The organism is Micromonospora sp. NPDC005254 (assembly GCF_042872525.1).
Classification (GTDB): domain Bacteria; phylum Actinomycetota; class Actinomycetes; order Mycobacteriales; family Micromonosporaceae; genus Micromonospora.
This window is the reverse complement of record NZ_JBIAKM010000010.1, coordinates 80,971-102,103: the sequence shown is the minus strand read 5'-3', so window position 1 is coordinate 102,103 and position 21,133 is coordinate 80,971. Positions and strand designations below refer to the sequence as shown.

The window sequence follows — 21,133 nt, the reverse complement described above, 5'->3', positions numbered from 1 at the left end:
CATGCTGGAGCCCGCCGACCGCCGCTACGGTCCCGCGCCCCTGCCGCAGCCGCGCGGTCCGCTGTCCGCAGCGGTGACCGATGCGCTGCGGCGTCCGCCGCACGACCTGCCTCCCGGCCTGGGCGTCGACCTCGATCCGGTGGACGCGATCGGCGACGAGGACCTGCAACTGACCCTGTTCCTCTGCTACGAGCTGCACTACCGGGGCTGGAGCGGGGTGGACGAGGGCTGGGAGTGGCAGCCCGCGCTGCTGGCCCTGCGGGCCCGCGTCGAACGGCCCTTCGAGGCGGCGCTGCGCCGGCTGGCCGGAGCCCCGGCGGTACCGGCCGGTGGGGTCGCGGCCGGATTGGGCGAGCTGGTCGCGGCCGACGACGGGCCGCCGCTGGCCGCCACGCTCCAGCGGCACGCCGACCTCACCCAGTTCCGCGAGTTCGTCGCCCACCGTTCCGTCTACCACCTGCGCGAGGCGGACCCGCACAGTTGGGCGCTGCCCCGCCTCGGCGGTCCCGCCAAGGCCGCCCTCGTCGAGATCCAGACCGACGAGTACGGCAACGGCCGGCTGGACCGGATGCACGCCGAGCTGTTCCGGCGCACCCTCGACCGGTTGGGTATGGACACCGGCTACGGCGCCCACCTGGACGCGGTGCCCGCGGTGACGCTGGCGACCAACAACCTGATGTCGCTGTTCGGGCTGCACCGACGGCTGCGCGGCGCGCTGCTCGGGCACCTGGCGGCCTTCGAGATGACCTCGTCCCTGCCGAACCGCCGCTACGGCAACGGCCTGCGCCGGCTCGGCCTCGACGAGGTGGCGACCCGCTTCTACGACGAGCACGTGGAGGCCGACGCGGTGCACGAGCAGATCGCCGCGCACGACCTGTGTGGCGGCCTGGTCCGTACCGAGCCGGCGCTCGCCTCCGACGTGCTCTTCGGCGCGGCGGCGGCGCTCGCGGTGGACCGGCTGTTCGCGGCGCACCTGCTGGACAGTTGGGCCGCCGGCCGCAGCTCACTGCGGTCGCCACTGCCGCTGTCGACCGCGCCGGCCGTGCCGCCGCTGGTGTCGCTCACCGCGACGCCGACCGTGGTGACGCCGGTCCAGCCCGCCGTCGCCTGACGGCTTCGCCTGGTCAGGTCCGCCCGGTCAGCCCTCGCGGGCGGTGCCGGCCCGGAAGTTGACCACCTTGTGGGTGCCGTCGCAGAACGGTTTGAGCGCCGACTTGCCACACCGGCACAGAGCGATCGTGCCCCGGCGTGCGTCGATCCGCTCGCCGTCCGGAGTGACCAGGGCGAAGTCGCCGCGGACCAGGAGCGGGCCGTCCTCGTACGGGGTGATCGTGGCGGCGGACTCGCCGGTGTCCTCGGTGCGCATGAGTCCGGAAGTGCCCGCCCCGGCCGCGACGAAACCCCGCGCGGACGCCGTGGGTCCCTCAGGTCCGATCGTCCCCGCCGGCCCGCTCCCGCCGCCCGGAGCCAATCGTCGCCGAACGCCGCTGACCTGTGGAATGTTGCCGCCGGGTGGGTGATGCCCCGTTTGAACCCCATCCGGACGGGAAGCCGGGCCGCGTGGTGAGCGAACGAGGCAAGGTGGGCCCGGTGCACAAGGTGCACAAGGGGCTGTCGGCCGACGGCGCCGGTCTGGCCGGCGACCGGGTCGTGGCCCAGGGCAGCGCTGCCCGGGTGCTGGTCGCCGCCACCGCCCGGGCCCTGCGCGGCGCGGACTGCGCCGACCTCGGGCACACCGGGCCGACCTCGCGGTTCCCGGGCGCCCCCGAGCCGGTACGCCGTGCCGCGGTGAGCCGGGCCGCCGGGCGGGTCGCCCTCACCGTCGACCAGGTCGGTGAGGTGGACGCGGCCCGGGTCGCGCGCTGGTTCGTCGACCAGTACCCGCGTGGGAGCTACCCCGGTGTGCTCATCGGGTCGCCGCACGGTGCGGCGGCCCACCTCGCGGTGGCCCTCGGCGTGCCGTGGCTGCCCGCCGGCTTCGAGATGACCGCGCACTGGAGCGACGGCGCTGTGGACCGCCCGGGGGCGGCGCTGGAGCACGGGGGGGCGCTCGCCGAACGGCTGCTCGCCGGCAACCCCGACGTGCACCTGCGTCAGGTGCACTGCCCGGCCAGCCGGGGGTCGCTGACCGGGGTCACCGTGTCGCTGGCCGCCCGCTGGAGGGCGCTGCCGGCCGCGTACGCGCAGTTCCTGACCGACCGGCTGAGCGCGGCCGCCCCGGTGCTGCTGGTGCGCGACGCGCGCACGTGGCCGGTGTCGGAGCGGGGGCCCGGGCACAGCTTCCAGGTCGGCTGCCCGGCCAGCGGGCTGGACCCGGTGGACTTCCACCCCGACAGCCATGCCCTGCGGCAGGTCCTGCGCGCCGTGGGCGGGGACGCCGCCCAGTGGGCGCCGCCGGAGGTGTCGGCGCCGTCGGGGGACGCCGAGCACGGCATGGACGCGGACTTCGAGCGGACCACGCGGGACTGGGCCGCCCGCCACCAGCATCCGCTGCACCGGGTGCTGGTGCCCCGGCCGGCGGCGCTGAGCGCGGGCGTGGCGGACCTGTACCGGCGGTGGCTGCGGGCCGCCGGCAAGACCGGTGACCGGTTGGTGGTGGAGTGCGGCCGGCTGCTCGATCCGTGGCAGGTGGTACGGGCGGGGCTGGTGCCGTACTGGTGTGAGAACGCCACCCGGCGCAGCGTCGACGAGGCCGAGTGGTGGCTGGCCGGCAGCGAGACGTTCAGCTCGGTGGACGTCCTGCCCGAGCCTCCCGGGATGCGCTCGCCCGCGCTGGCCGGGCTGCCGCAGTGGTTGGCCGTCGCGGGCTTCGGCCGGCGGCGGCGGGCGCTGGACCGGACCTCCGCCCGGGGCTATCCGGTGACGTCCGTGCCGACGCGCCGGGCCACCGAGGTCCTGCGCGCCCAGCCGTACGACCTGCCCGCTCCGCCCCCGCTGGGGGCCGCTGAGGCCCTGTCGGTGCTCCGCGACAGCGGCGGCCACCAGGGGTTGCTCGTCTCCTGAGGGGAGCACGCCGAAACTTCCTCGCGAACCCGGGGTCCCGTGATTGAGTACCTACGGAGCGGGAACATCGCTGGCTGCGACGGCCTGATTGCGCTGCGTAGAGGCGTTGTCGCCCGCTGGCATCCCAGTCACTGACCCACTTTCCGGCCCGGTGCGTGGCCCGACCACGCGCACGACCGGTTTCCCGATCCGGGCGGGGGACCTTCCTGAGGGAGGCGCGGATGTTCGGACAGACGAGCACGACCACGACCACACCACCACCCACCGAGCGTGGTCTGGAGGACCTGGACGCGGCGGCGCTGGCGTACGCGGCCCGGATCGAGGGGCTGCCGCCGGAGCGGCGGGGAGAGGCCCGCGACGACCTGGTGCGCTTCGCGCTGCCGTTCGCCGGGCGACTGGCCCGCCGGTACCGGGGCCGGGGGGAGCCGCTGGAGGACCTGGAGCAGGTGGCCCGCCTCGGGCTGGTCAACGCCGTCGACCGGTACGACCCGGAACGGGGCTCGTTCACCGCGTACGCGGCGATCACCATCGTCGGGGAGATCAAGCGGCACTTCCGGGACCGCACCTGGGGCGTGCACGTGCCCCGGCGGCTGCGCGACCTGATCCTCGAGGTGGGTCAGGCCACCGCCGCGCTGACCAGTGAGCTGTCCCGGGCGCCGTCGGTGGCCGAGCTGTCGGCCCGCCTGGAGACGCCGCAGGAGGAGATCCTCGCGGCGCTGGAGTCGGCGGCCGGCTACAGCCCGGCGTCACTGAACGCGCCGGTCGGCGGGGAGAGTTCCGCGGAGTTCGGTGACCTGGTCGGCGAGTCGGACAACGCGCTGGAATCGGTCGACGACCGGGTGACGGTGAGCGGCCTGCTGCACCGGCTGCCCTGGCGCGAACGCCGCATCCTCGCCATGCGCTTCTACGGCAACCAGACCCAGGCGGAGATCGCCGCCCGGTTCGGCATCTCGCAGATGCACGTCTCCCGGCTGCTGTCGCGGGCGCTGACCTGGCTGCGGCAGGCCATGCTCGCCGACGCGCCGCCGCCGTGGCAGAACGGCGCCGCCGAACCGGACCCGGGCAAGACCCGCATCTCGGTGCGGCAGAACGGCGACGGGGTCGTCGTCGAGGTCGGCGGTGAGGTGGACCGGGACGGCGCGGACCAGCTGCGCCGCGCGATGCTGGAGGCCGTCAACGGCCAGCCGAGCGAGGTCGTCGTCGACCTGGTCGGCGCGGGCGGCTTCGACGCCGGCGGGATCGCCGCGCTGATGGCGGGCCGGGAGGCGGCGGAGCGCACCGGCGTGCCGCTGCGGCTGACCCGGGTGCAGCCGGCGGTGCGCCGCTCGCTCACCGCCGCCGGCCTGGCACCCGCCCGGGACTGACCGGCGCGTACGCACACGACGAGGGGCCCACACCGCGGTGGTGTGGGCCCCTCGTCGTACCGACTCTCAGCGGTCCTCGGTCTCGTCGCCGCTGTGCGGATGCCGCCAGCGTTCGTGCGGCTTCGGCGCGTCCTCGGCGTCCTGGGGCGCGTCGCTCTGCTCGAAGCTCGGCCGGCGTACGACCTCGGGCTCCGGCACGTCCACCGGGCGGGCGCCGGACTCGGGCGCCGGCTGGTAGCTGACCGCGTCCCGGGCGCCGTGCGCGCCCTCGGGGGCGGGCGACTCCGGCGCGTGGTGCTCCAGGTGTATCTCGTCGCCGAAGTGCTGCGGCGGCTTCGTGGTGCGCTGCGGCAGGTCCCGGCCCAGGTCGGCGACGAGCGGACCGTACTTGAGGTCGAAGGCCGGCCGCTCGGAGCGGATCCGGGGCATCTTGTCGAAGTTGCGCAGTGGTGGCGGGCAGGTGGTCGCCCACTCCAGCGAGTTGCCGAAGCCCCACGGGTCGTCCACCGTGACCACCGCCCCGTACCGCCAGGACTTCCAGGCGTTGTAGATGAAGAAGAGGGTGGAGAGGCCGAGGATGAACGCGAAGATGCTGGAGATCGTGTTCAGCGTGGTGAAGCCGTCGGTGGGCAGGTAGTCGGCGTACCGGCGGGGCATGCCCTCGGCGCCCAGCCAGTGGTGCACCAGGAAGGTGCCGTGGAAGCCGATGAACATCGTCCAGAAGTGCGCCTTGCCGAGCCGCTCGTCGAGCAGCCGCCCGGTCATCTTCGGCCACCAGAAGTAGTAGCCGCCGAAGAGCGCGAAGACCACCGTGCCGAACACGACGTAGTGGAAGTGCGCCACCACGAAGTAGCTGTCGTGGGTGTGGAAGTCGGCCGGCGGGCTGGCCAGCAGCACCCCGGTGAGGCCACCGAGCAGGAAGGTGACCAGGAAGCCGATGGCGAACAGCATCGGCGTCTCGAACGTGAGCTGCCCCTTCCACATGGTGCCGATCCAGTTGAAGAACTTCACGCCGGTGGGCACCGCGATCAGGTAGCTCAGGATGCTGAAGAACGGCAGCAGCACCTGGCCGGTGGCGAACATGTGGTGCGCCCAGACCGTCATGGACAGCACGGTGATGGCGATGGTGGCCAGCACGATTCCGGTGTAACCGAACAGCGGCTTGCGGGAGAACACCGGAATGATCTCGGTGATGATGCCGAAGAACGGCAGCGCGATGATGTACACCTCGGGATGACCGAAGAACCAGAACAGGTGCTGCCAGAGCATCGGTCCACCGGTGGCGGGGTCGTACACGTGCGCGTTGATCAGCCGGTCGGCCGCGAGCGCCAGCAGCGCGGCGGCCAGCAGCGGGAACACCAGGATCACCAGCACGCTGGTGAACAGCATGTTCCAGGTGAAGATCGGCATCCGGAACATGGTCATGCCGGGCGCGCGCAGGGTCAGGATCGTGGTGATCAGGTTGACCGCGCCGAGGATGGTGCCCAGGCCGGAGACGACCAGGCCGAGCACCCACATGTTCGCGCCCACCCCGGGGCTGTGGTCCACGTCGCTGAGCGGGCTGTACGCCGTCCAGCCGAAGTCCGCCGAGCCGCCCGGCGTGAGAAACCCGCCGATCACCATGAGCCCGCCGAACAGGTACAGCCAGTAGGCCAGCGCGTTGAGCCTGGGGAACGACACGTCCGGCGCGCCGATCTGGATCGGCACGATGAAGTTGCCGAACCCGAAGGCCGCGGGTGTGGCGAACAGCAGCAGCATCACCGCGCCGTGCGAGGTGAAGAGCTGGTTGTACTGCTCGGAGGAGAGGAACTGCAGACCCGGTCGGGCCAGCTCGGCGCGCATCAGCATCGCCTGCAGACCGGCCACCAGGAAGAACCCGAAGGAGGTCAGCAGATACAGCAGACCGATCTGCTTGTGATCCGTGGTGGCGAGGAATTTGATCAACGAGTTGCCGGGGACCGGCGCCCGCAGGGCTCCGGGGAAGCCCCCGAAGCGGGCCGGTGCCAGGATCGCCGGGCCCCGATCGCGACCGGGTTCCGTGGTTACCCGCTTGGGCATGGCTGCTCACCCCGTCGTGACGGCAGAAAGGACGGGCGTGCCTACCCGACCCTCCCACCATGTAACCAGGCTGAAGCGGTAATTTCGGTCAGATCGCCGGTACCGGTCGAAGCCGCCCGATGCGCTCAGGTCGCCGGCAGCATCGCCCAGACGGCCTTGCCCTGACCCGCCGGCACGCTGCCCCACCGCTGCGCCAGCTCGCGGACCAGCAGCAGCCCTCGGCCACCCTCGGCCCGCAGATCCGGATCGGCGGGCTGGGCGGCGGCCCGGCTGCCGTCCACCACGGCCAGGTGCAGGTACGGCCGGCGCAGTGTCACCGTCACCTGCATGGGGGTGCCCGCGTGCCGGACCACGTTGCCGACCAGTTCGCTGAGCACCAGCGCGGCCGGGCCCGCCGCGCCGGGCAGGTTCCACCGGGCGCACGCGTCGCCGACCAGCTCCCGGGCCCGCCGGCAGGCCCCGGCCACCGGCTCCAGCCGGGCCCGCATCCGCAGCGCGCCGGCCGCGCCGGCCACCCGGGTCGCCTCCGCACAGTCCCGTGACACCGGCACCACCCGGCACGTCGTCGACTCGGCCAGCCAGCGGGCGGCGGCCGGAGGCGGCGCGCACAGCACCACCGGCACGGCCGGCCACTCCTCGGCCCGCCGGGCCGTCGCCGCGAACACCGACAGCGCCAGCCGGTCCCGCACGGTCACCCCCGCGAGGTCGACCACCAGCGCCTCCGGCTGGGCGGCCAGCGCCCCGTCCAGCGCCTGGTGCACCGCCCGCATCGTGCCCAGATCGAGGGCGCCGGTGAGCTGGACGACCGCCACCGGTGCGGTCTCGCGCACCTCGCAGGTGATCCGGCTGGGCATCGGCGGGCCCTCGATTCGCTGGTCGGGTCGGGATCTGCCCACTACCCGAGGCCCTGCGGCACCAAACCGGACCGGCCGCTCCCGGGACGCAGCTCACGCCCGGACCCGCAGGTCAGCGGCGTGCCCGTCCGGTCAGCAGACCCAGCGCGATCAGGCCCAGACCGAGGCCGAGGTGCAGCCAGCCGTCCGCGGCGTTGACCGGCAGGACGTTCGCGCCGGTGTCGTGATCCACCGCCAGGCCGTAGAGCCAGAGCACCAGGTAGACGGCGCCGCCGCCGATGAGGAACGTCCGGGCGCCGCTGACCGTCCGCGCCAGCGCCAGGCCGGCGACCCCGAACAGCAAATGGACGAGGTTGTGCAGCACCGACACCTGGAAGGCGCCGAACAGGAACGCGCCCGAGCCGTGCCCGGCGAACCGCAGATTGTCCGTGCCGCTGGTGATTCCCGGGACGAAGCCGAGCACGCCGACCAGCAGGAAGAGCACGGACGCGGCGCTCGCCGCCCGGCGTACCGGCGGCTTGCCGTCGGCCGGGTTGGCCCGGGCCCGGGAGTGCGCCATCGGTCCGACCATCACCGGCTCCTCGCTGCGCGACGGGCGTGAGCGGTGCGTCTACCCGTTGCCGCCGACGGCTAACGCGCCGGCGGCGACGGGTGCGCGCTCAGGCCGGTTGCAGGCGGGGCGCGGTGGCCAGCTCGCGGACCCGCTGGTACAGCTCGACGTAGCGCTGGGCCATCACCGCGGGCGTGAACCGCTTCGCGGCCACCCGCCGGCACTCGTCCGGGTCGAGCAGGTCGGCGGCCAGCACGAGGTCGTCCAGCTCGTCCTCGTCGGCGGTGAGCAGGCCGGTGCGGCCGTGCTCGATCAACTCCGGCAGGCAGCCCCGGGCGGTGGCCACCACCGGCGTGCCCAGGGCCAGCGACTCGACCACAGCCGTGCCGCCCGGCTCCTCCCACCGCAGCGGGAACAGCGACGCGCGGGCGCTGGCCAGCAGGTCGTCACGCTCCTGGCCGGCCACGGTGCCGACCCAGCGCACCAGGTCACCGTCGACGTGCGGCGCCACCTCGTCGAGGAAGAACCGCACGTCCGGGTTCTGCCGGGCGTCGTCGCCGGCCGAGGCCAGCTCCGCCGGGCGATGGTACGGGCCGACGGGGCCGGCAAGCACCAGCGGGACACCGATCCGCTGCGCGAGCCGCGCGCCCACGTCCTGCCCCTTGCCCGGGTTGATCCGACCGAGGATGAGCAGGTGCTCGCCCTTCTCCGGGCGGGGCCGGCGGTCGGCGTCCACGGCGAGCGGCGTGGACAGGTGCACGTGACCCACCGAGTGCTCGCGCAGCGCCAGCGGCGCCCGGGCCAGCTGCGACGCCGAGACGCCGTTGACCCGGACCCGGTCGCCGCCGTCCAGGCTGCCGTACAGCGCGGGGTGCTTGGCCAGGTCCCAGTGCAGGGTGTGCAGGGTCGGCGGCCCGGCCGGCCCCATCGCCGCGAGGGTGGCCAGCCCGACCGCCTCCACGTGGTCGTGCACCAGGTCGATGTCGTCGCGGGAGTGCAGCTCGCGGACCACCCCGGCCAGGTGTGCCTGGGCGATCCCGCAGACCTGGTTGTACGGCCGTTGCAGCGCCGCGAACTGCCCGTCGGGAAAGACCGACACCTTCTCGTCCACCGGCAGGCTGCTGCTGTCCACCGAGGCGAGCACCACCCGCACGCCGAGTCGCCGCAGCTCCGGCACCAGGGTGGCGATCACGTTCTCGATGCCGCCGTAGCCGGGCGGGGGCACCGACAGCCACGGGCCGGCGTTCATCAGCACGGTGAGGCTCATCGGCCACCCTCCCGCACCGCGGCCGTGTGCGGCCGTGCCTCGGCGCTCACGCCGCGGCCACCCGTCGGCGGGGAACCCGATGGCGCAGCTCGGCCAGCGGTGGCCGCTCCTCGATCGACACGTCGCTGACCACGATCTCCCGGTCGAGGTTCGGCAGCGTGTCCGACCCGCCCCGGCGGAACTGCGTGAGCAGCGACTCCGGCATCATGCCGGGGATGGCCCAGCCGCGTCGTTGCAGCCGGGACCAGGCGGTCAGCATGATCTGCGCGGACATCCGGCCGAGCGCCGCCGTGTCCTGGTGGCGGTGCTTGCGCTCGCCCAGGTCGACCTGCGCCAACGCGTCCAGGCCGACCAGGTCCAGCAGGTCGATCATCATCGCCGTCTCCACGCCGTACCCGGAGACGAACGGCACCTGGGCCAGCACCTCGCGGCGACCGGCGTACTCGCCTGCGAGCGGCTGCACGAAACCGGCCAGTTCGGGCCAGAAGAGGTTGAGCAGCGGTCGGGCCATCAGCTCGGTCACCCGGCCGCCGCCGTCCTGCTCCACGCTGGCGGCGCCCACCAGGGGCCGGTGATAGAAGCCCTTCACGAAGTCCACCGACGGGTCGGTGAGCAGCGGCCCCAGCAGACCGCTGACGAAGTGCGGGCGGAACTCCCGCAGGTCGGCGTCGATGAACGCCACCACGTCGCCCTCGGCGGCGGCCAGCCCGGCCCAGAGCGCGTCGCCCTTGCCGGTGAGCCGGGGCAGGCCCCGGGTCATCGCGTCCTGGCTGACGACCTCCGCGCCAGCGGCGCGGGCCACCTGCGCGGTGCGGTCGGTCGACCGTGAATCCACCACGATCAGTTCGTCGACGAGAGCGACCCGATCCATCAGGTGTTCCCGGATGGTCGACACGATCGCGCCGACCGTCGCCTCCTCGTTACGTGCCGGCAGCACCACGCTGACCCGGCTCTCTCCCTTGGCGCGCAGCAGCCGGCGTGCCGGCCAGTCCGCCGCCGAGGTGGTCCGGTACGTGGCCCACGCCTCCACCACCGGTGACACGGTCGTATCCCGCACGGGCACCCCTCCGTTCGTGCGTGGAACAAGCGGAGTCTCTAGTTCCCACTCGCCGCCACGTGCTAACCGTTCCCAGGGCAACAGCTTGATCACAACGGTTACATCCGCGCGTTCCCGGGGGATGAACGTTTGATTGCGCACATCCCAGGGGACTGCTCCCATCGAAGTCGAAACGTTCTCGAAAGAGGTTGTCGAATGGGTGGATGCCGGGTGGGTCTCGTGGGGGCCGGCGGGGTGGCACAACGCCATGCGCGGGTGCTGTCCGGGTTCGACGACGTCGAACTGATCGGGGTGACCGACGTGGTGCCCGAGGCGGCGTCCGAGCTGGCGGCTCAGCACGGCGGGCAGACCTTCCGCGACGTCGCCGAGCTGCTGGCCGCCGGCCCGGACGCGGTGTACGTCTGCGTGCCGCCCTTCGCGCACGGCCCGGCCGAGGAGGCGGCGATCGACGCCGGGGTCCCGATGTTCGTGGAGAAGCCCGTCGCCGTCGACCTGGTCACCGCCGAGCGCGTCGCCGACCTCGTCGCCCGGCGTGGGCTGCGCACCGCCGTCGGGCACCACTGGCGCTACCTGAGCGTGCTCGACCAGGCCCGCGAGCTGCTCGCCGACCGCCCGGTGCGGATGGTCAGCGGCGCCTGGCTGGACAAGGTGCCGCCGGTCGCCTGGTGGTCGCGCCGGGACCGCTCCGGGGGCCCGGTGGTCGAGCAGGCCGCCCACGTGCTGGACCTGATCCGGGTGCTGGCCGGCGAGGTCACCGAGGTCACCGCGTACGGCAACGGCACGCCACCGCCGGTCGACGGCGCCGACATCGACTCGGTGACCACCGCCACGCTGCGCTTCGCCAACGGCGCCGTCGGCACGCTCAGCGCGGCCTGCGTGCTGGGCTGGAAGCACCGGGCGGGGCTGGAGATCCTCGCCGACGGGCTGGCCCTGGCGCTGACCGAGGACGGTCTGCTGATCCGCGACGCCGACGGCGAGCGACACGTTCCCGCCGATCCGGAGGCCGCCCGGGTGGCGGTGGACCGCGCCTTCGTCGACGCGGTACGCGGCGTCGGCGACGACGTCCGCGTCCCGTACGCCGAAGCGCTGAAGACCCAGCGACTGGCCCTCGCGGTGGCCGAATCGGCCCGTACCGGTCAGACGGTGCGGCTCGTCACGCCCGCCGCGCCGGTCGCGCTGTCCAGCGGGGTGACCGTCGATGCGTGATCGGGTGGTCACGGTCACCGCCCCCGGTCGGGTGGAGCTCGTCGAGCAGGAGGCCGCGGCGCTGCGCCCCGGCACCTTCCGCGTCGAGACGCTGTTCAGCGGCGTCTCCGCCGGCACCGAGCTGAGCTACGTCAAGGGCACGAACCCCTATGTGAACGTCACCTGGAACGCCGACCTGGGGCTCTTCCAGCCCGGCGAGGCCAGCACCCCGTACCCGGTCACCCGACTGGGGTACATGCAGGTCGGCCGGGTGGTGGAGAGCGCCACGCCGGCCGTGGCGGTGGGCACGGTCGGCGCGATGACCTACGGGCACCGCACCGGCTGGCTGGCCGACCCGGTCGCCGAGCGGTTCGTCGGCCTGCCCGACGACCTGGACCCGCTGCTCGGCGTCTACGTCGCGCACATGGGCCCGATCTGCGCGAACGGTCTGCTGCACGCCGCCGCCGACCTGCACGGCGCGGACGTCCGCTCGCTCGGCGACGGCGTACGCGGCCGGCGGGTCGCCGTGGTCGGCGCCGGCGTGGTGGGTCTGCTGACCGCCCTGCTGGCCCGGCGACACGGCGCCGCCTCGGTGGTGGTGCTCGACCCCACCCCGCGCCGCCGCGAGGTCGCCGAGGCGCTCGGCCTGGAGACCCTCGACCCGGACGCGGACGACCCGGCGGTGGTGCTCAAGACCCGGTGGGCCCACGCCGCCGGCGACCGGGGCGCCGACGTCGTGTTCCAGTGCCGGGGGCAGGGGTGGGCGTTGCAGCTCGCGCTGCGGTCGCTGCGCCCGCAGGGCACCGTGATCGACCTGGCCTTCTACCAGGGCGGCGCGGACGCGGTCCGCCTTGGTGAGGAGTTCCACCACAACGGGCTGGCGCTGCGCTGCGCCCAGATCGGGCGGGTGCCGCGCGGGCTCGCGCCCACCTGGGACCGGGAACGGCTCTCCGCCGAGACCATCGACCTGCTGCGGGCCTACGGGGACGCGATCCGCAAGCACCTCGTCTCGGCGGTGGTGCCGTTCGACGAGGCGCCCACCCTGCTCACCGACCTGGCCGAGCGCCGCCGCCAGGAGTTGCAGGTGGTCCTGGCCGCGTGACCCACCGGAGCGCGTCCGCGGGGTGACACCGCGGGTTACCGTTCCCGCCATGAGCACCCTGAAGGACCGGCCGGTCGGCGACGCTCCCGCGAGCCGACCGGTCGGCCTGTCCGCGCTGCTGCCGTACCTGCGGGAGCACCGCGGCACCCTCGTCGCGGTGGGAGCGCTGTCGCTGCTCGGCTCGGCGGCGTCGCTGGCCCAGCCGCTGCTCACCCGGTCGGTGCTCGACCGGATCGGCGCCGAGCACCCGGTGTCCGCCCTGGTGGCGGTGCTGGTGGCGCTCGTGGTGCTCGGCGCGGCGATCGGCGGGCTGCGCGACTACCTGTTGCAACGCACCGCCGAGGGGCTGGTGCTGAGCACCCGGCGACGGCTGGCCGGTCACCTGCTGCGGCTGCCCATCGCCGAGTACGACCAGCGGCGCACCGGCGACCTGCTCTCCCGGGTTGGCTCGGACACCACCCTGCTGCGGGCGGTCGTCACCTCCGGGCTGTTCGAGACGGTCACCGGGGCGGTGATGGTGCTCGGCGCCGGCACCGCGATGGTGCTGCTCGACCCGCTGCTGTTCGGCGTCACCCTGCTCGGGGTGGCGCTGGGGCTCGGCTTCGCCGCCACCTTCGCCCGCCGGGTCCGGGCGTTGGCCCGCCTCGCCCAGGAGCGCATCGGCGAGATGACCTCGGCGGTGGAGCGGGCCATCTCGGCGGCCCGGACCATCCGGGCCAGCCGCGCCGAGCGCCGGGAGGCGGAGACCGTCACCGGCAGCGCCCACCAGGCGTACGCGGCGGGGCTGCGGGTGGCCCGGGTACAGGCGCTGATCGGCCCGATCGGCTCGGTCACCGTGCAGGGAGCGTTCCTGCTGGTGCTGGGGATCGGCGGGGCGCGGGTCGCCGCCGGGGCGATCTCCGTCGGCGACCTGGTCGCCTTCGTCATGTACCTGTTCCTCCTGGCGCTGCCGCTGGGCCAGGTGCTGCGCGCGTACACCCAGTTGCAGTCCGGTCTGGGCGCGTTGCAGCGGATCGAGGAGATCCTGGCCGTGCCGGCGGAGGGCGCGGCGGACCGGCCGACGGCCGGGACCGCCACGACGACCCCCCGCCGGCCCGCCCCGATGATCGAGTTCGACCGGGTCGGGTTCGGCTACCCGGGCGGCACGCCGGTGCTGCACGACGTCAGCTTCGCGGTGCCGACCGGCACCCGTACCGCCCTGGTCGGCCCCTCGGGCGCCGGCAAGTCGACGCTGCTGGCCCTGGTCGAGCGCTTCTACGAGGTGAGCGCCGGCGCCGTCCGCGTCGACGGGGTCGATGTGCGGGAGCTGCCCCGCGACGCGCTGCGCGCCCGGCTCGGGTACGTGGAGCAGGAGGCCCCCGTGCTCGCCGGCACGCTGCGCGAGAACCTGCTGATCACCGCGCCCGACGCCACGGACGACCGGCTGCGCGAGGTCCTCGACGAGGTCAACCTGAGCCACCTCGTCCAGCGGACCCCGCAGGGCCTGGACGTGCAGGTGGGGGAGGGCGGGGTGCTGCTCTCCGGGGGTGAGCGGCAGCGGCTGGCCATCGGCCGGGCGCTGCTGGCCGGCCCTCCGGTGCTGCTGCTCGACGAGCCGACCAGCAACCTCGACGCGCGCAACGAGGCGGCGCTGCGCCGGGCCATCGACGCGGTGGCCGCCCGCCGGACACTGCTGATCGTGGCGCATCGACTCGCCACCGTGGTGGACGCCGACCAGATCGTCGTGCTCGACGGCGGCCGGGTGGTGGCGGTGGGCACCCACGCCGAGCTGACCGCCACCGACCCGCTCTACCGGGAGCTGGCCACCCACCAACTGCTGGTCGCCTGATCCGGCGGCGACGCGGAATCGACATGCCGGCGGATACCCGACCGGCCGGGCCGCGCAAGGCGGCTGGAATCGCGTACCGTTGCCGCTCATGGGTGTGTCGCAACGGTTCAAGAGCAAGTTCCGGCGGTTCCTCCAGCGCCCGGGATCAACCGTGGATCTTGCTCCGCTGGAGAAGCTGCTCCCGGCGATCGAGGCGCGCGAGGATGACCTCGCCGCGCTGGACGACGCCGAGCTGACCGAGGCCGCCGGCGTCGCCGCCGGCTACGAGGAGATCTGCGCCGTCGGCCGCGAGGCCGCCCGCCGGGGCCTCGACCAGCGACCGTACGACGTACAGCTGCTCGGCGCGATGGCGCTGCTTTCCGGCAAGGTCGCCGAGATGGCCACCGGTGAGGGCAAGACGCTGACCGCCGCCATCGCCGCGTACGGGCACGTCCGACTCGGCAACGGGCCGGTGCACGTGCTCACCGTCAACGACTACCTGGCCCGCCGCGACGCCCAGTGGATGGAACCCATCTACACGCTGCTCGGCCTGACCGTCGGCTGGGTCAACGAGGCTTCCACGCCGCAGGAGCGGCGCGACGCCTACACCTGCGACGTCACCTATGTCTCGGTCAGCGAGGCGGGCTTCGACTACCTGCGCGACCAGTTGGTCACCGACGTGGCCGACCGGGTGCAGCCCGCGCTGGCCACCGCGATCATCGACGAGGCCGACTCGATCATGATCGACGAGGCCCGGGTGCCGATGGTCCTGGCCGGCGCGGTGCCGGGCGAGCAGGACCCGGTGCACGCCGCCGCCGCACTGGTGCGCGGCCTGCGCAAGGGCCGGCACTACACGGTCGCCGAGGACGGGCGCAGCGTCGCCTTCACCTCCGCCGGCCTGGCCGCCGTCGAGGCCAAGCTCGGCATCGACCTGTACGACGAGGAGCACGTCGAGCAGCTCTCCGCGGTCCACGTGGCGCTGCACGCCCAGGCCCTGCTGCACCGTGACGTGGACTACATCGTCCGGGACGGCTCGGTCGAGCTGATCGACGAGATGCGCGGCCGGGTGGCCCAGCGCCGCCGCTGGCCCGACGGGCTCCAGGCGGCGGTCGAGGCCAAGGAGGGCCTGGACGCCACCGCCGAGGGCGAGGTGCTGGGCACCATCGCCGTGCAGGCGTTCATCGCGCTCTACCCGAAGGTGTGCGGCATGACCGCCACCGCGGTGCTGGTGGGCGACCAGTTGCGGGAGTTCTTCGGCCTGGAGGTCGCGGTGATCCCGCCGAACACCCCGTGTGTCCGCGAGGACGAGCCCGACCGGATCTACGCGACCCGCGCCGAGAAGGACGAGGCGCTGATCGACGAGATTCAGCGCTGGCACGCCAAGGGGCGTCCGGTGCTGGTCGGCACCCTCGACGTCAAGGAGTCCGAGGGGCTGGCCGCCGGGCTCAACGCGGCCGGCGTGTCCTGCGTGGTGCTGAACGCCAAGAACGACGACGAGGAAGCGGCGATCATCGCCGAGGCCGGCGCGTACGGCGCGGTGACCGTCTCCACCCAGATGGCCGGCCGGGGCGTCGACATCCGGCTCGGCGGCAGCGACCAGGCCGACCAGGAGCGGGTGGCCGAGCTGGGTGGCCTCTACGTGATCGGCAGCGGCCGGCACGACAGCCGTCGCGTCGACGACCAGCTGCGGGGCCGTGCCGGCCGGCAGGGCGACCCGGGTGGCTCGGTCTTCTTCGTCAGCCTGGAGGACGACCTGGTCGTCCGGCACGCCGCCGACGCGGTGCCGCCGTCGCCGCGGATGAACGCCGACGGCCTCGTCACCGACGAGCAGGTCGACTACGCGGTCGAGCACGCCCAGCGGGTCGCCGAGGGCGTCAACCACGAGATCCACCGCAACACCTGGCGCTACAGCGTGGTGATCGAGCAGCAGCGCATTGCCCTCGCCGCCCGCCGGGAGCGGCTGCTGACCAGCGACGTGGCCGCGCTGATGCTGCTGGACAAGGTGCCCGAGAAGGCCGGCGAGATGGACGAGGACCTGCTCGCCCGGGTGGCCCGCTCGATCGCGCTCTTTCACCTGGACCGGCTCTGGGCCGAGCACCTGGCCGAGCTGTCGGAGGTCCGCGAGGGCGTGCACCTGCGCGCGCTGGGCCGGCTCGACCCGCTGGACGAGTTCCACCGCGCGGCGGTGCCGGCGTTCAACAACCTCGTCCCGGAGATCGAGGCCCGCACCATCGCCACGTTCACCGAGACCGAATTCGATGAGGATTGGGAGCCCGAGGACGGCACCCTGATCCGGCCGACCGCCACCTGGACGTACCTGGTGCACGACAACCCGTTCGGCTCTGAGCTCGACCGGCTGATCGCCTCGATCGGGCGGCGGCTCAGCGGCGCCTCGCGCTGACCCGACCTTCGGGGCCTCTGCCACACCTCCGGGTATGGCAGAGGCCCCTCCTTACGCCGTTTCGATCCCGGTTTGCGAGGGTAGTAGGGCGGGTCGGTCAACTCGGAAGAGAGCAGACGATGGCACCTGTGACGACGTTGGCGGGATGCACGCGAGGGCGTACGAGGGCAGTGGAACGGTGAACCTGGACACGCGGGAACCGGTGGTCGAGCGACTCGGTGTGCTGGAGACCGCCGCGCTGTTGCGGGAGCTGACCGCCGGCCTGATCGGGTTGACCGATTTCGACGAGGCGCTGCTGGCGCTGGTCCGGGTCACCCGCGACGCGGTGGCCGGGGTGCGCTGGTGCGGTTTCACCGCGCTGCGGGCCGGCGAGCCGGCCGGCGTGGCCGCCTCCGACGAGCGGCTGGCCGGCCTCGACGACCTGCGCCACGGGCCCGACTCGCCGGCGATGAGCGCGATCCGGCGTCGCGAGATGATCCTCGCGGTGGACCTGGCCGGCGAGTCACGCTGGCCGGCCTGGACGCCCCGCGCCCGCGACCTCGGCGTCCGTGGGGTCATCTCCGCCCCGCTGGACATCGACGACCAGGTCATCGGGGCGATCAACCTGTACGCTGCCGCGCCCGACGTCCTCACCCCGCAGCACCAGTTGACCGCGATGCTGCTCGCCGAACACGCCGGCCTGCTGCTGGCCGCCGTCCGGGACCGGAGCCGCCAGCAGGCGCTCGTCGGTGAGCGGGACGCCTCGCTCCTGCACGACGGTGTCATCGGGCAGGCCATCGGTGTGATCATGACGCAGCGCGGCTGCCCGGCGGCCGAGGCCCTCGACGTGCTGCGCACCGCCGCCTCGTCCCTGGACATCCCGCTGCGCGAGGTGGCCGAACGCCTCATCCGGACGGTCTCCCGCCCCCGCGAGACCTGACCTGACCTGCCCGCCGCGCGCCGCCGTGGCGGTGTGGCCGGCTCGGTCGCCGGGAGGTCGGGGCGTCCGAGCCGTGGTGACGGCGCGGTTTCCCGCGAGGATCAGGCCGGGCGTGCCCGTTCTCCCGGTCGGCGGCGAGTCGGGCGGCGTCGTTTCGCGCGACGAGGGGTCGGGTAGCACTCTGGTACTGGTGAGCTGCGCCGACCCTGGGGAGGAACGATGCAGAGCCGGCTGCGGGTGCAGGGGCATCCCATCCAACCGATGCTTGTGACGTTCCCGCTGGGGCTCTTCGTCAGCGCCGCCGTCTTCGACCTCACCGACGTACTCGGCGGGCCGGCCTTCCTCGGTGAGGTCGGCTACTGGACCGGTGTCGCAGCCCTGTTCGCCGCCGCGATGACGGCGGTCGCGGGCATGGTCGACCTGTGGGACGTGCCGGTCGACGGCACCCGCCGCACCGCCATCGCCTTCAACCTGGTGAACGCGGCCATGGCGGGCCTGTTCCTGGTCACCTGCCTGGTGCGCGCCCACTCGCCGGACCGGGGCGCGACGGTCGCGATCCTGGCCACCGAGCTGGTCGCGCTGACCGCCGGTGGGATGAGTGTGCACCTGGGCGCGCGGCTCATGCGCCAGTTCGACGCGGGCCGGGCCGAGACCGGCGGCCTGGACACCCTAGCCGGTGGCACCGTCGAGGTCGCCCGCCCCCGCCCGTGACCGACCCGGCGCGCGCCGGCAGAATCGCGACCCGGCGCACGCGCCGGCAGAATCGGCGGCCCGGTGCTTGCGCCGGCAAATCGGTTGCCCGCCGTCCGGCCGGACGGCGAGGCTGACCGCCATGAGCGCCGAACGTGATGCCGAGGAGTTGATCGCGGAGGCGGCCGCCGCGCCGGTCGACGGCTGGGGCTTCGACTGGCTGGCCGGTCGGGCCACCGAGGAACGTCCACCCTGGGGGTACGCCGGGTTGGTCGCCGAACGGATGGCGCGCGCCGACGCCGCGCTGGACGTGGACACCGGTGGCGGCGAGGTGCTGGCCGAGATTCCGTACCCGCCGAAGGTGTTGGTGGCGACCGAGGCGTGGCCGCCGAACGTCGAGGTCGCCCGGCGGACCCTGCGCCCGCTCGGAGCGACGGTGGTGGCGGTCGCCCCCGACTCGGCGCTGCCGTTCCGGGACGGGTCCTTCGACCTGGTGGTCAGCCGGCATCCGGTGCGCACCGACTGGGCCCAGACGGCCCGGGTGCTGCGCCCCGGCGGCACGTTCCTGTCCCAGCAGATCGGTCCGGGCACCATGCGTGAGCTGAGCGAGGCGATCCTGGGCCCGCTGCCTCCGCCGGACGGGCGGCACCCCGCCGCCGCGGTCGCCGCGGCCGAGGCCGCCGGGCTGCGGGTGGTCGACCTGCGCCGGGCCACGCTGCGCGCGACCTTCCACGACATCGGCGCGGTCGTCTGGTTCCTGCGCAAGGTGGTCTGGACGGTGCCGGGCTTCACGGTGGACCGCTACCGCCCCGAACTGCTCGCCCTGCACCGCCGCATCACCGCCGAGGGCGCCTTCGTCGCCCACGCCCGACGTTTCCTCATCGAGGCCACCCGCCCCACCTCGACGCGCTGATCATGACGGTTGCCGGGGCGTCGCGCCCCGGGGTACCGGTCAGTGGGGGTTGGCCTGGTGGTGGGTTGCCAGGATGTCGGCGCCGAAGTCGCTGGCGGGGCGGCGGAGCACGGTGTGCGCGTGGTTGCCGTCGTCGCTTGTGTTGTCGTACTCGATCAGCAGGTCGTCGCCCTGCACCCGGTAGTAGTGCCGCTGGCCGGGCCTCGTCGGGCCGGCCCAGGCGAAGTGCAGCTGGCCGCCCTCGACGCGGGCCGCCTCCTGCACGGCCAGTTCGGGAGGCAGCCGGTCCAGGTAGAGCGCGACGACCTGGTCGAGCAGCGCGCGGCCGGTCGGGCCGAGCCGGTCGGCCGGCACGCCGAGCGGTTCGAGGGGCCCGTCGACCCGCCCGCGGGTGGCGCTGATGATGTCCGTCGGCGCCTCGTCGGCGATGATCGCGGCGGCCCGCCCGGCCGGCCCGAGCGCGTCGAGCAGGGCGCGGGCCAGGTCCTCCTCGGCAGCGAGCGGTCGGGAGATGGTGTGCCCGGCGTAGCGCACCGCCGCCGGGTTGGCGCCGAAGAAGATCGGCGCGGGGGAGACCTGGTCGTCGACCACGGTCATGGTCACCGACAGGTGGTGCCCTTCGAGCCGCCACGCCCAGCGGTCGTCGCGGGCCGGGTCACCGAACACCGCGATCCAGTAGTCGCCGCTGTGCCGCCCGCGGTGCCAGCCCTCGGCGCGGTCGAGGACTTCCTCCAGCGCGATGATCGCCATGGCCTGCGCGTACGCCGACGGGCTGAGCGCGGTGGCCAGCAGCCGGTGCGCGGCCTTGCGCCCGGCGACGTCCAGCTCGGCCAGGCAGACGCCGGGGCGGGGGCGGGGCCGGTACTCCAGCCAGCGCCGGGCCGACTCGTCGTCGAACGGGTACACGGCGCCGATGCGGGTCGCGGGGTCGAGCGCGGCCAGCAGCGCGGTGCCGGCGGCACGCATCTGTTCGGGCAGGGGATCTTCCACCGACCCTGTATACCGGCCCGTCGGGTGCCGCGTCAGCCGGCCCGCAGCAGCGCGGCCATCTCCGGCAGGTCGAAGAACTGCGCGGTCTCGGCCGCCGACGGGGTGCCGTGCGCCGGATCGGCCCCGGCGGCGAGCAGCGCGCGGACGGCGTCGGCGCTGCTGCGGAAGACCGCGGCGGCGAGTGCGGTCTGACCTCGGTCGTTGGTACGGGTGTGGTCCGCGCCGCGGGCCAGCAGAGCGGCCACCGTGTCCGGGTGGGCGTGGTAGGCGGCCAGGATCAGCAGCGTGTCGCCCTTGTCGTTGGTCAGGTTGACCGGCAGACCGGCGTCGACCTGGGCGGCCAGCTCCTCGGTGGAGCCCGCGCGGGCCAGGTCGAACATCCGGTGCGCGAACGCCAGGGTCTCGGCGTCAAGGTCATCGGTCACCGGTCCAGGGTAGTCGCCGAGGTCCTGATAGGTTGCTCGGCCGGCGCGGTGGGGGAGGGGTCCGATGGGTGAGACGGTCTACGTGGGCAACGCGGGCGTCGACGGCGTCGGCAACGGTGGCTGGCTGCTCGGGCACTTCGCGCCGCCGGACGAGATCCGGCACAGCACCGACGTCGAGGTGAAGTGGGGCGTGCACCCGCCCGGGGAGGCCCGCGCGCGGTGGGCGACCGGCGAGCGTCGGACCACCCTGTTGGTGCTGGTCGACGGGTGCTTCCGGGTGGAGCTGCCGGACCGGACGGTCCGGTTGGCCGCACCCGGCGACTACGTGGTGTGGGCGCGGGGCGTGGATCATTCCTGGTACGCGGAGCGCGCCTCGGTGGTGCTGACCGTGCGCTGGCCGTCGCTGCCCGGCTACCGGGTGGGCCCCCCGGTTCTGCGCTGAGCCCGAGCGGTCGCCTGCTCGCCTCCCGGCATGTGGAATTACCTACTAAACCTATAGGCTTTGCCGGCTAGAGTACGGAGGCACCCCGCCGAACGACCCGCTGAGG

General features: G+C 73.8%; 19 protein-coding genes. 11 read left to right on the top strand and 8 right to left on the bottom strand.

The window, feature by feature from the left end; translation table 11 throughout:
- Position 1 precedes the first annotated feature (1 nt).
- Positions 2-1,111 (top strand): iron-containing redox enzyme family protein, encoded by a 1,110-nt coding sequence (locus tag ACFYPR_RS27490; protein WP_355067258.1) that lies wholly within the window; start codon positions 2-4, stop codon positions 1,109-1,111.
- A 27-nt stretch (positions 1,112-1,138) separates the two neighbouring features.
- Here the strand turns inward: ACFYPR_RS27490 and ACFYPR_RS27485 are convergent, their stop codons facing one another.
- Positions 1,139-1,366: a CDGSH iron-sulfur domain-containing protein gene (locus ACFYPR_RS27485; protein ID WP_354863236.1), complete on the bottom strand. Its 228-nt coding sequence runs from the start codon at positions 1,364-1,366 to the stop codon at positions 1,139-1,141.
- A gap of 224 nt (positions 1,367-1,590) precedes the next feature.
- Between ACFYPR_RS27485 and ACFYPR_RS27480 the strand changes: the two genes are divergently transcribed.
- Both ACFYPR_RS27480 and ACFYPR_RS27475 read left to right on the top strand, forming a co-directional pair.
- Positions 1,591-3,003, top strand: coding sequence for a hypothetical protein (locus ACFYPR_RS27480; RefSeq protein ID WP_387182443.1), 1,413 nt, complete (start codon positions 1,591-1,593; stop codon positions 3,001-3,003).
- A gap of 221 nt (positions 3,004-3,224) precedes the next feature.
- Positions 3,225-4,367: a SigB/SigF/SigG family RNA polymerase sigma factor gene (locus ACFYPR_RS27475; protein ID WP_355067259.1), complete on the top strand. Its 1,143-nt coding sequence runs from the start codon at positions 3,225-3,227 to the stop codon at positions 4,365-4,367.
- A 66-nt stretch (positions 4,368-4,433) separates the two neighbouring features.
- Here the strand turns inward: ACFYPR_RS27475 and ctaD are convergent, their stop codons facing one another.
- From ctaD to ACFYPR_RS27450, 5 genes are all read right to left on the bottom strand, one after another.
- Positions 4,434-6,425, bottom strand: coding sequence for a cytochrome c oxidase subunit I (gene ctaD, locus ACFYPR_RS27470; RefSeq protein ID WP_355137032.1), 1,992 nt, complete (start codon positions 6,423-6,425; stop codon positions 4,434-4,436).
- Between the two features lie 125 nt (positions 6,426-6,550).
- Positions 6,551-7,279, bottom strand: coding sequence for an ATP-binding protein (locus ACFYPR_RS27465; RefSeq protein WP_387182438.1), 729 nt, complete (start codon positions 7,277-7,279; stop codon positions 6,551-6,553).
- A gap of 112 nt (positions 7,280-7,391) precedes the next feature.
- A complete protein-coding gene (locus tag ACFYPR_RS27460) occupies positions 7,392-7,850 on the bottom strand; it encodes a DUF4383 domain-containing protein (RefSeq protein ID WP_387182435.1) in 459 nt (152 codons plus the stop codon).
- An 88-nt stretch (positions 7,851-7,938) separates the two neighbouring features.
- Positions 7,939-9,096 (bottom strand): glycosyltransferase, encoded by a 1,158-nt coding sequence (locus ACFYPR_RS27455; protein WP_387182432.1) that lies wholly within the window; start codon positions 9,094-9,096, stop codon positions 7,939-7,941.
- Between the two features lie 46 nt (positions 9,097-9,142).
- On the bottom strand, positions 9,143-10,126 hold the full coding sequence (locus tag ACFYPR_RS27450; protein ID WP_354862121.1) for a glucosyl-3-phosphoglycerate synthase: 984 nt from the start codon (positions 10,124-10,126) through the stop codon (positions 9,143-9,145).
- 222 nt (positions 10,127-10,348) lie between these two features.
- Between ACFYPR_RS27450 and ACFYPR_RS27445 the strand changes: the two genes are divergently transcribed.
- From ACFYPR_RS27445 to ACFYPR_RS27415, 7 genes are all read left to right on the top strand, one after another.
- The gene (locus tag ACFYPR_RS27445) at positions 10,349-11,359 is read left to right on the top strand and encodes a Gfo/Idh/MocA family protein (protein WP_387182429.1); all 1,011 of its coding nucleotides are present in this window, start codon (positions 10,349-10,351) and stop codon (positions 11,357-11,359) included.
- The gene (locus tag ACFYPR_RS27440) at positions 11,352-12,440 is read left to right on the top strand and encodes a zinc-binding alcohol dehydrogenase (RefSeq protein ID WP_355137040.1); all 1,089 of its coding nucleotides are present in this window, start codon (positions 11,352-11,354) and stop codon (positions 12,438-12,440) included. Before ACFYPR_RS27445 ends, ACFYPR_RS27440 begins: the two co-directional genes overlap by 8 nt.
- A 49-nt stretch (positions 12,441-12,489) precedes the next feature.
- Positions 12,490-14,268, top strand: coding sequence for an ABC transporter ATP-binding protein (locus tag ACFYPR_RS27435; protein ID WP_355067262.1), 1,779 nt, complete (start codon positions 12,490-12,492; stop codon positions 14,266-14,268).
- Between the two features lie 88 nt (positions 14,269-14,356).
- On the top strand, positions 14,357-16,648 hold the full coding sequence (gene secA2 / locus ACFYPR_RS27430; RefSeq protein WP_387263219.1) for an accessory Sec system translocase SecA2: 2,292 nt from the start codon (positions 14,357-14,359) through the stop codon (positions 16,646-16,648).
- A gap of 178 nt (positions 16,649-16,826) precedes the next feature.
- The gene (locus ACFYPR_RS27425; RefSeq protein ID WP_354862123.1) at positions 16,827-17,567 is read left to right on the top strand and encodes a GAF and ANTAR domain-containing protein; all 741 of its coding nucleotides are present in this window, start codon (positions 16,827-16,829) and stop codon (positions 17,565-17,567) included.
- A 219-nt stretch (positions 17,568-17,786) separates the two neighbouring features.
- Positions 17,787-18,278 (top strand): DUF2231 domain-containing protein, encoded by a 492-nt coding sequence (locus tag ACFYPR_RS27420; protein ID WP_387182421.1) that lies wholly within the window; start codon positions 17,787-17,789, stop codon positions 18,276-18,278.
- A 121-nt stretch (positions 18,279-18,399) separates the two neighbouring features.
- Entirely contained in the window at positions 18,400-19,170 is a 771-nt protein-coding gene (locus ACFYPR_RS27415) for a class I SAM-dependent methyltransferase (RefSeq protein ID WP_387182419.1), read from the top strand.
- Positions 19,171-19,209: 39 nt separating this feature from the next.
- Here the strand turns inward: ACFYPR_RS27415 and ACFYPR_RS27410 are convergent, their stop codons facing one another.
- Both ACFYPR_RS27410 and ACFYPR_RS27405 read right to left on the bottom strand, forming a co-directional pair.
- Positions 19,210-20,160: a DUF3500 domain-containing protein gene (locus ACFYPR_RS27410; protein ID WP_387182416.1), complete on the bottom strand. Its 951-nt coding sequence runs from the start codon at positions 20,158-20,160 to the stop codon at positions 19,210-19,212.
- Between the two features lie 32 nt (positions 20,161-20,192).
- Positions 20,193-20,585 carry an ankyrin repeat domain-containing protein gene (locus ACFYPR_RS27405; protein ID WP_387182413.1) on the bottom strand — a complete coding sequence of 131 codons (393 nt, stop codon included), beginning with the start codon at positions 20,583-20,585 and terminating at the stop codon, positions 20,193-20,195.
- Positions 20,586-20,649: 64 nt separating this feature from the next.
- On the opposite strand from ACFYPR_RS27405, the gene ACFYPR_RS27400 reads away from it, so the two are divergent.
- Entirely contained in the window at positions 20,650-21,027 is a 378-nt protein-coding gene (locus ACFYPR_RS27400; RefSeq protein ID WP_354860324.1) for a signal peptidase I, read from the top strand.
- The last annotated feature ends 106 nt before the right edge of the window (positions 21,028-21,133 follow it).

Coding starts and splice junctions, on each gene's coding strand:
- ACFYPR_RS27420 (WP_387182421.1), top strand. CDS start 17,787: ATGCAGAGCCGGCTGCGGGTGCAGGGGCATCCCATCCAACCGATGCTT.
- ACFYPR_RS27455 (WP_387182432.1), bottom strand. CDS start 9,096: ATGAGCCTCACCGTGCTGATGAACGCCGGCCCGTGGCTGTCGGTGCCC.
- ACFYPR_RS27465 (WP_387182438.1), bottom strand. CDS start 7,279: ATGCCCAGCCGGATCACCTGCGAGGTGCGCGAGACCGCACCGGTGGCG.
- secA2 (WP_387263219.1), top strand. CDS start 14,357: ATGGGTGTGTCGCAACGGTTCAAGAGCAAGTTCCGGCGGTTCCTCCAG.
- ACFYPR_RS27490 (WP_355067258.1), top strand. CDS start 2: ATGCTGGAGCCCGCCGACCGCCGCTACGGTCCCGCGCCCCTGCCGCAG.
- ACFYPR_RS27400 (WP_354860324.1), top strand. CDS start 20,650: ATGGGTGAGACGGTCTACGTGGGCAACGCGGGCGTCGACGGCGTCGGC.
- ctaD (WP_355137032.1), bottom strand. CDS start 6,425: ATGCCCAAGCGGGTAACCACGGAACCCGGTCGCGATCGGGGCCCGGCG.
- ACFYPR_RS27475 (WP_355067259.1), top strand. CDS start 3,225: ATGTTCGGACAGACGAGCACGACCACGACCACACCACCACCCACCGAG.
- ACFYPR_RS27485 (WP_354863236.1), bottom strand. CDS start 1,366: ATGCGCACCGAGGACACCGGCGAGTCCGCCGCCACGATCACCCCGTAC.
- ACFYPR_RS27435 (WP_355067262.1), top strand. CDS start 12,490: ATGAGCACCCTGAAGGACCGGCCGGTCGGCGACGCTCCCGCGAGCCGA.
- ACFYPR_RS27440 (WP_355137040.1), top strand. CDS start 11,352: ATGCGTGATCGGGTGGTCACGGTCACCGCCCCCGGTCGGGTGGAGCTC.
- ACFYPR_RS27445 (WP_387182429.1), top strand. CDS start 10,349: ATGGGTGGATGCCGGGTGGGTCTCGTGGGGGCCGGCGGGGTGGCACAA.
- ACFYPR_RS27460 (WP_387182435.1), bottom strand. CDS start 7,850: ATGGTCGGACCGATGGCGCACTCCCGGGCCCGGGCCAACCCGGCCGAC.
- ACFYPR_RS27415 (WP_387182419.1), top strand. CDS start 18,400: ATGAGCGCCGAACGTGATGCCGAGGAGTTGATCGCGGAGGCGGCCGCC.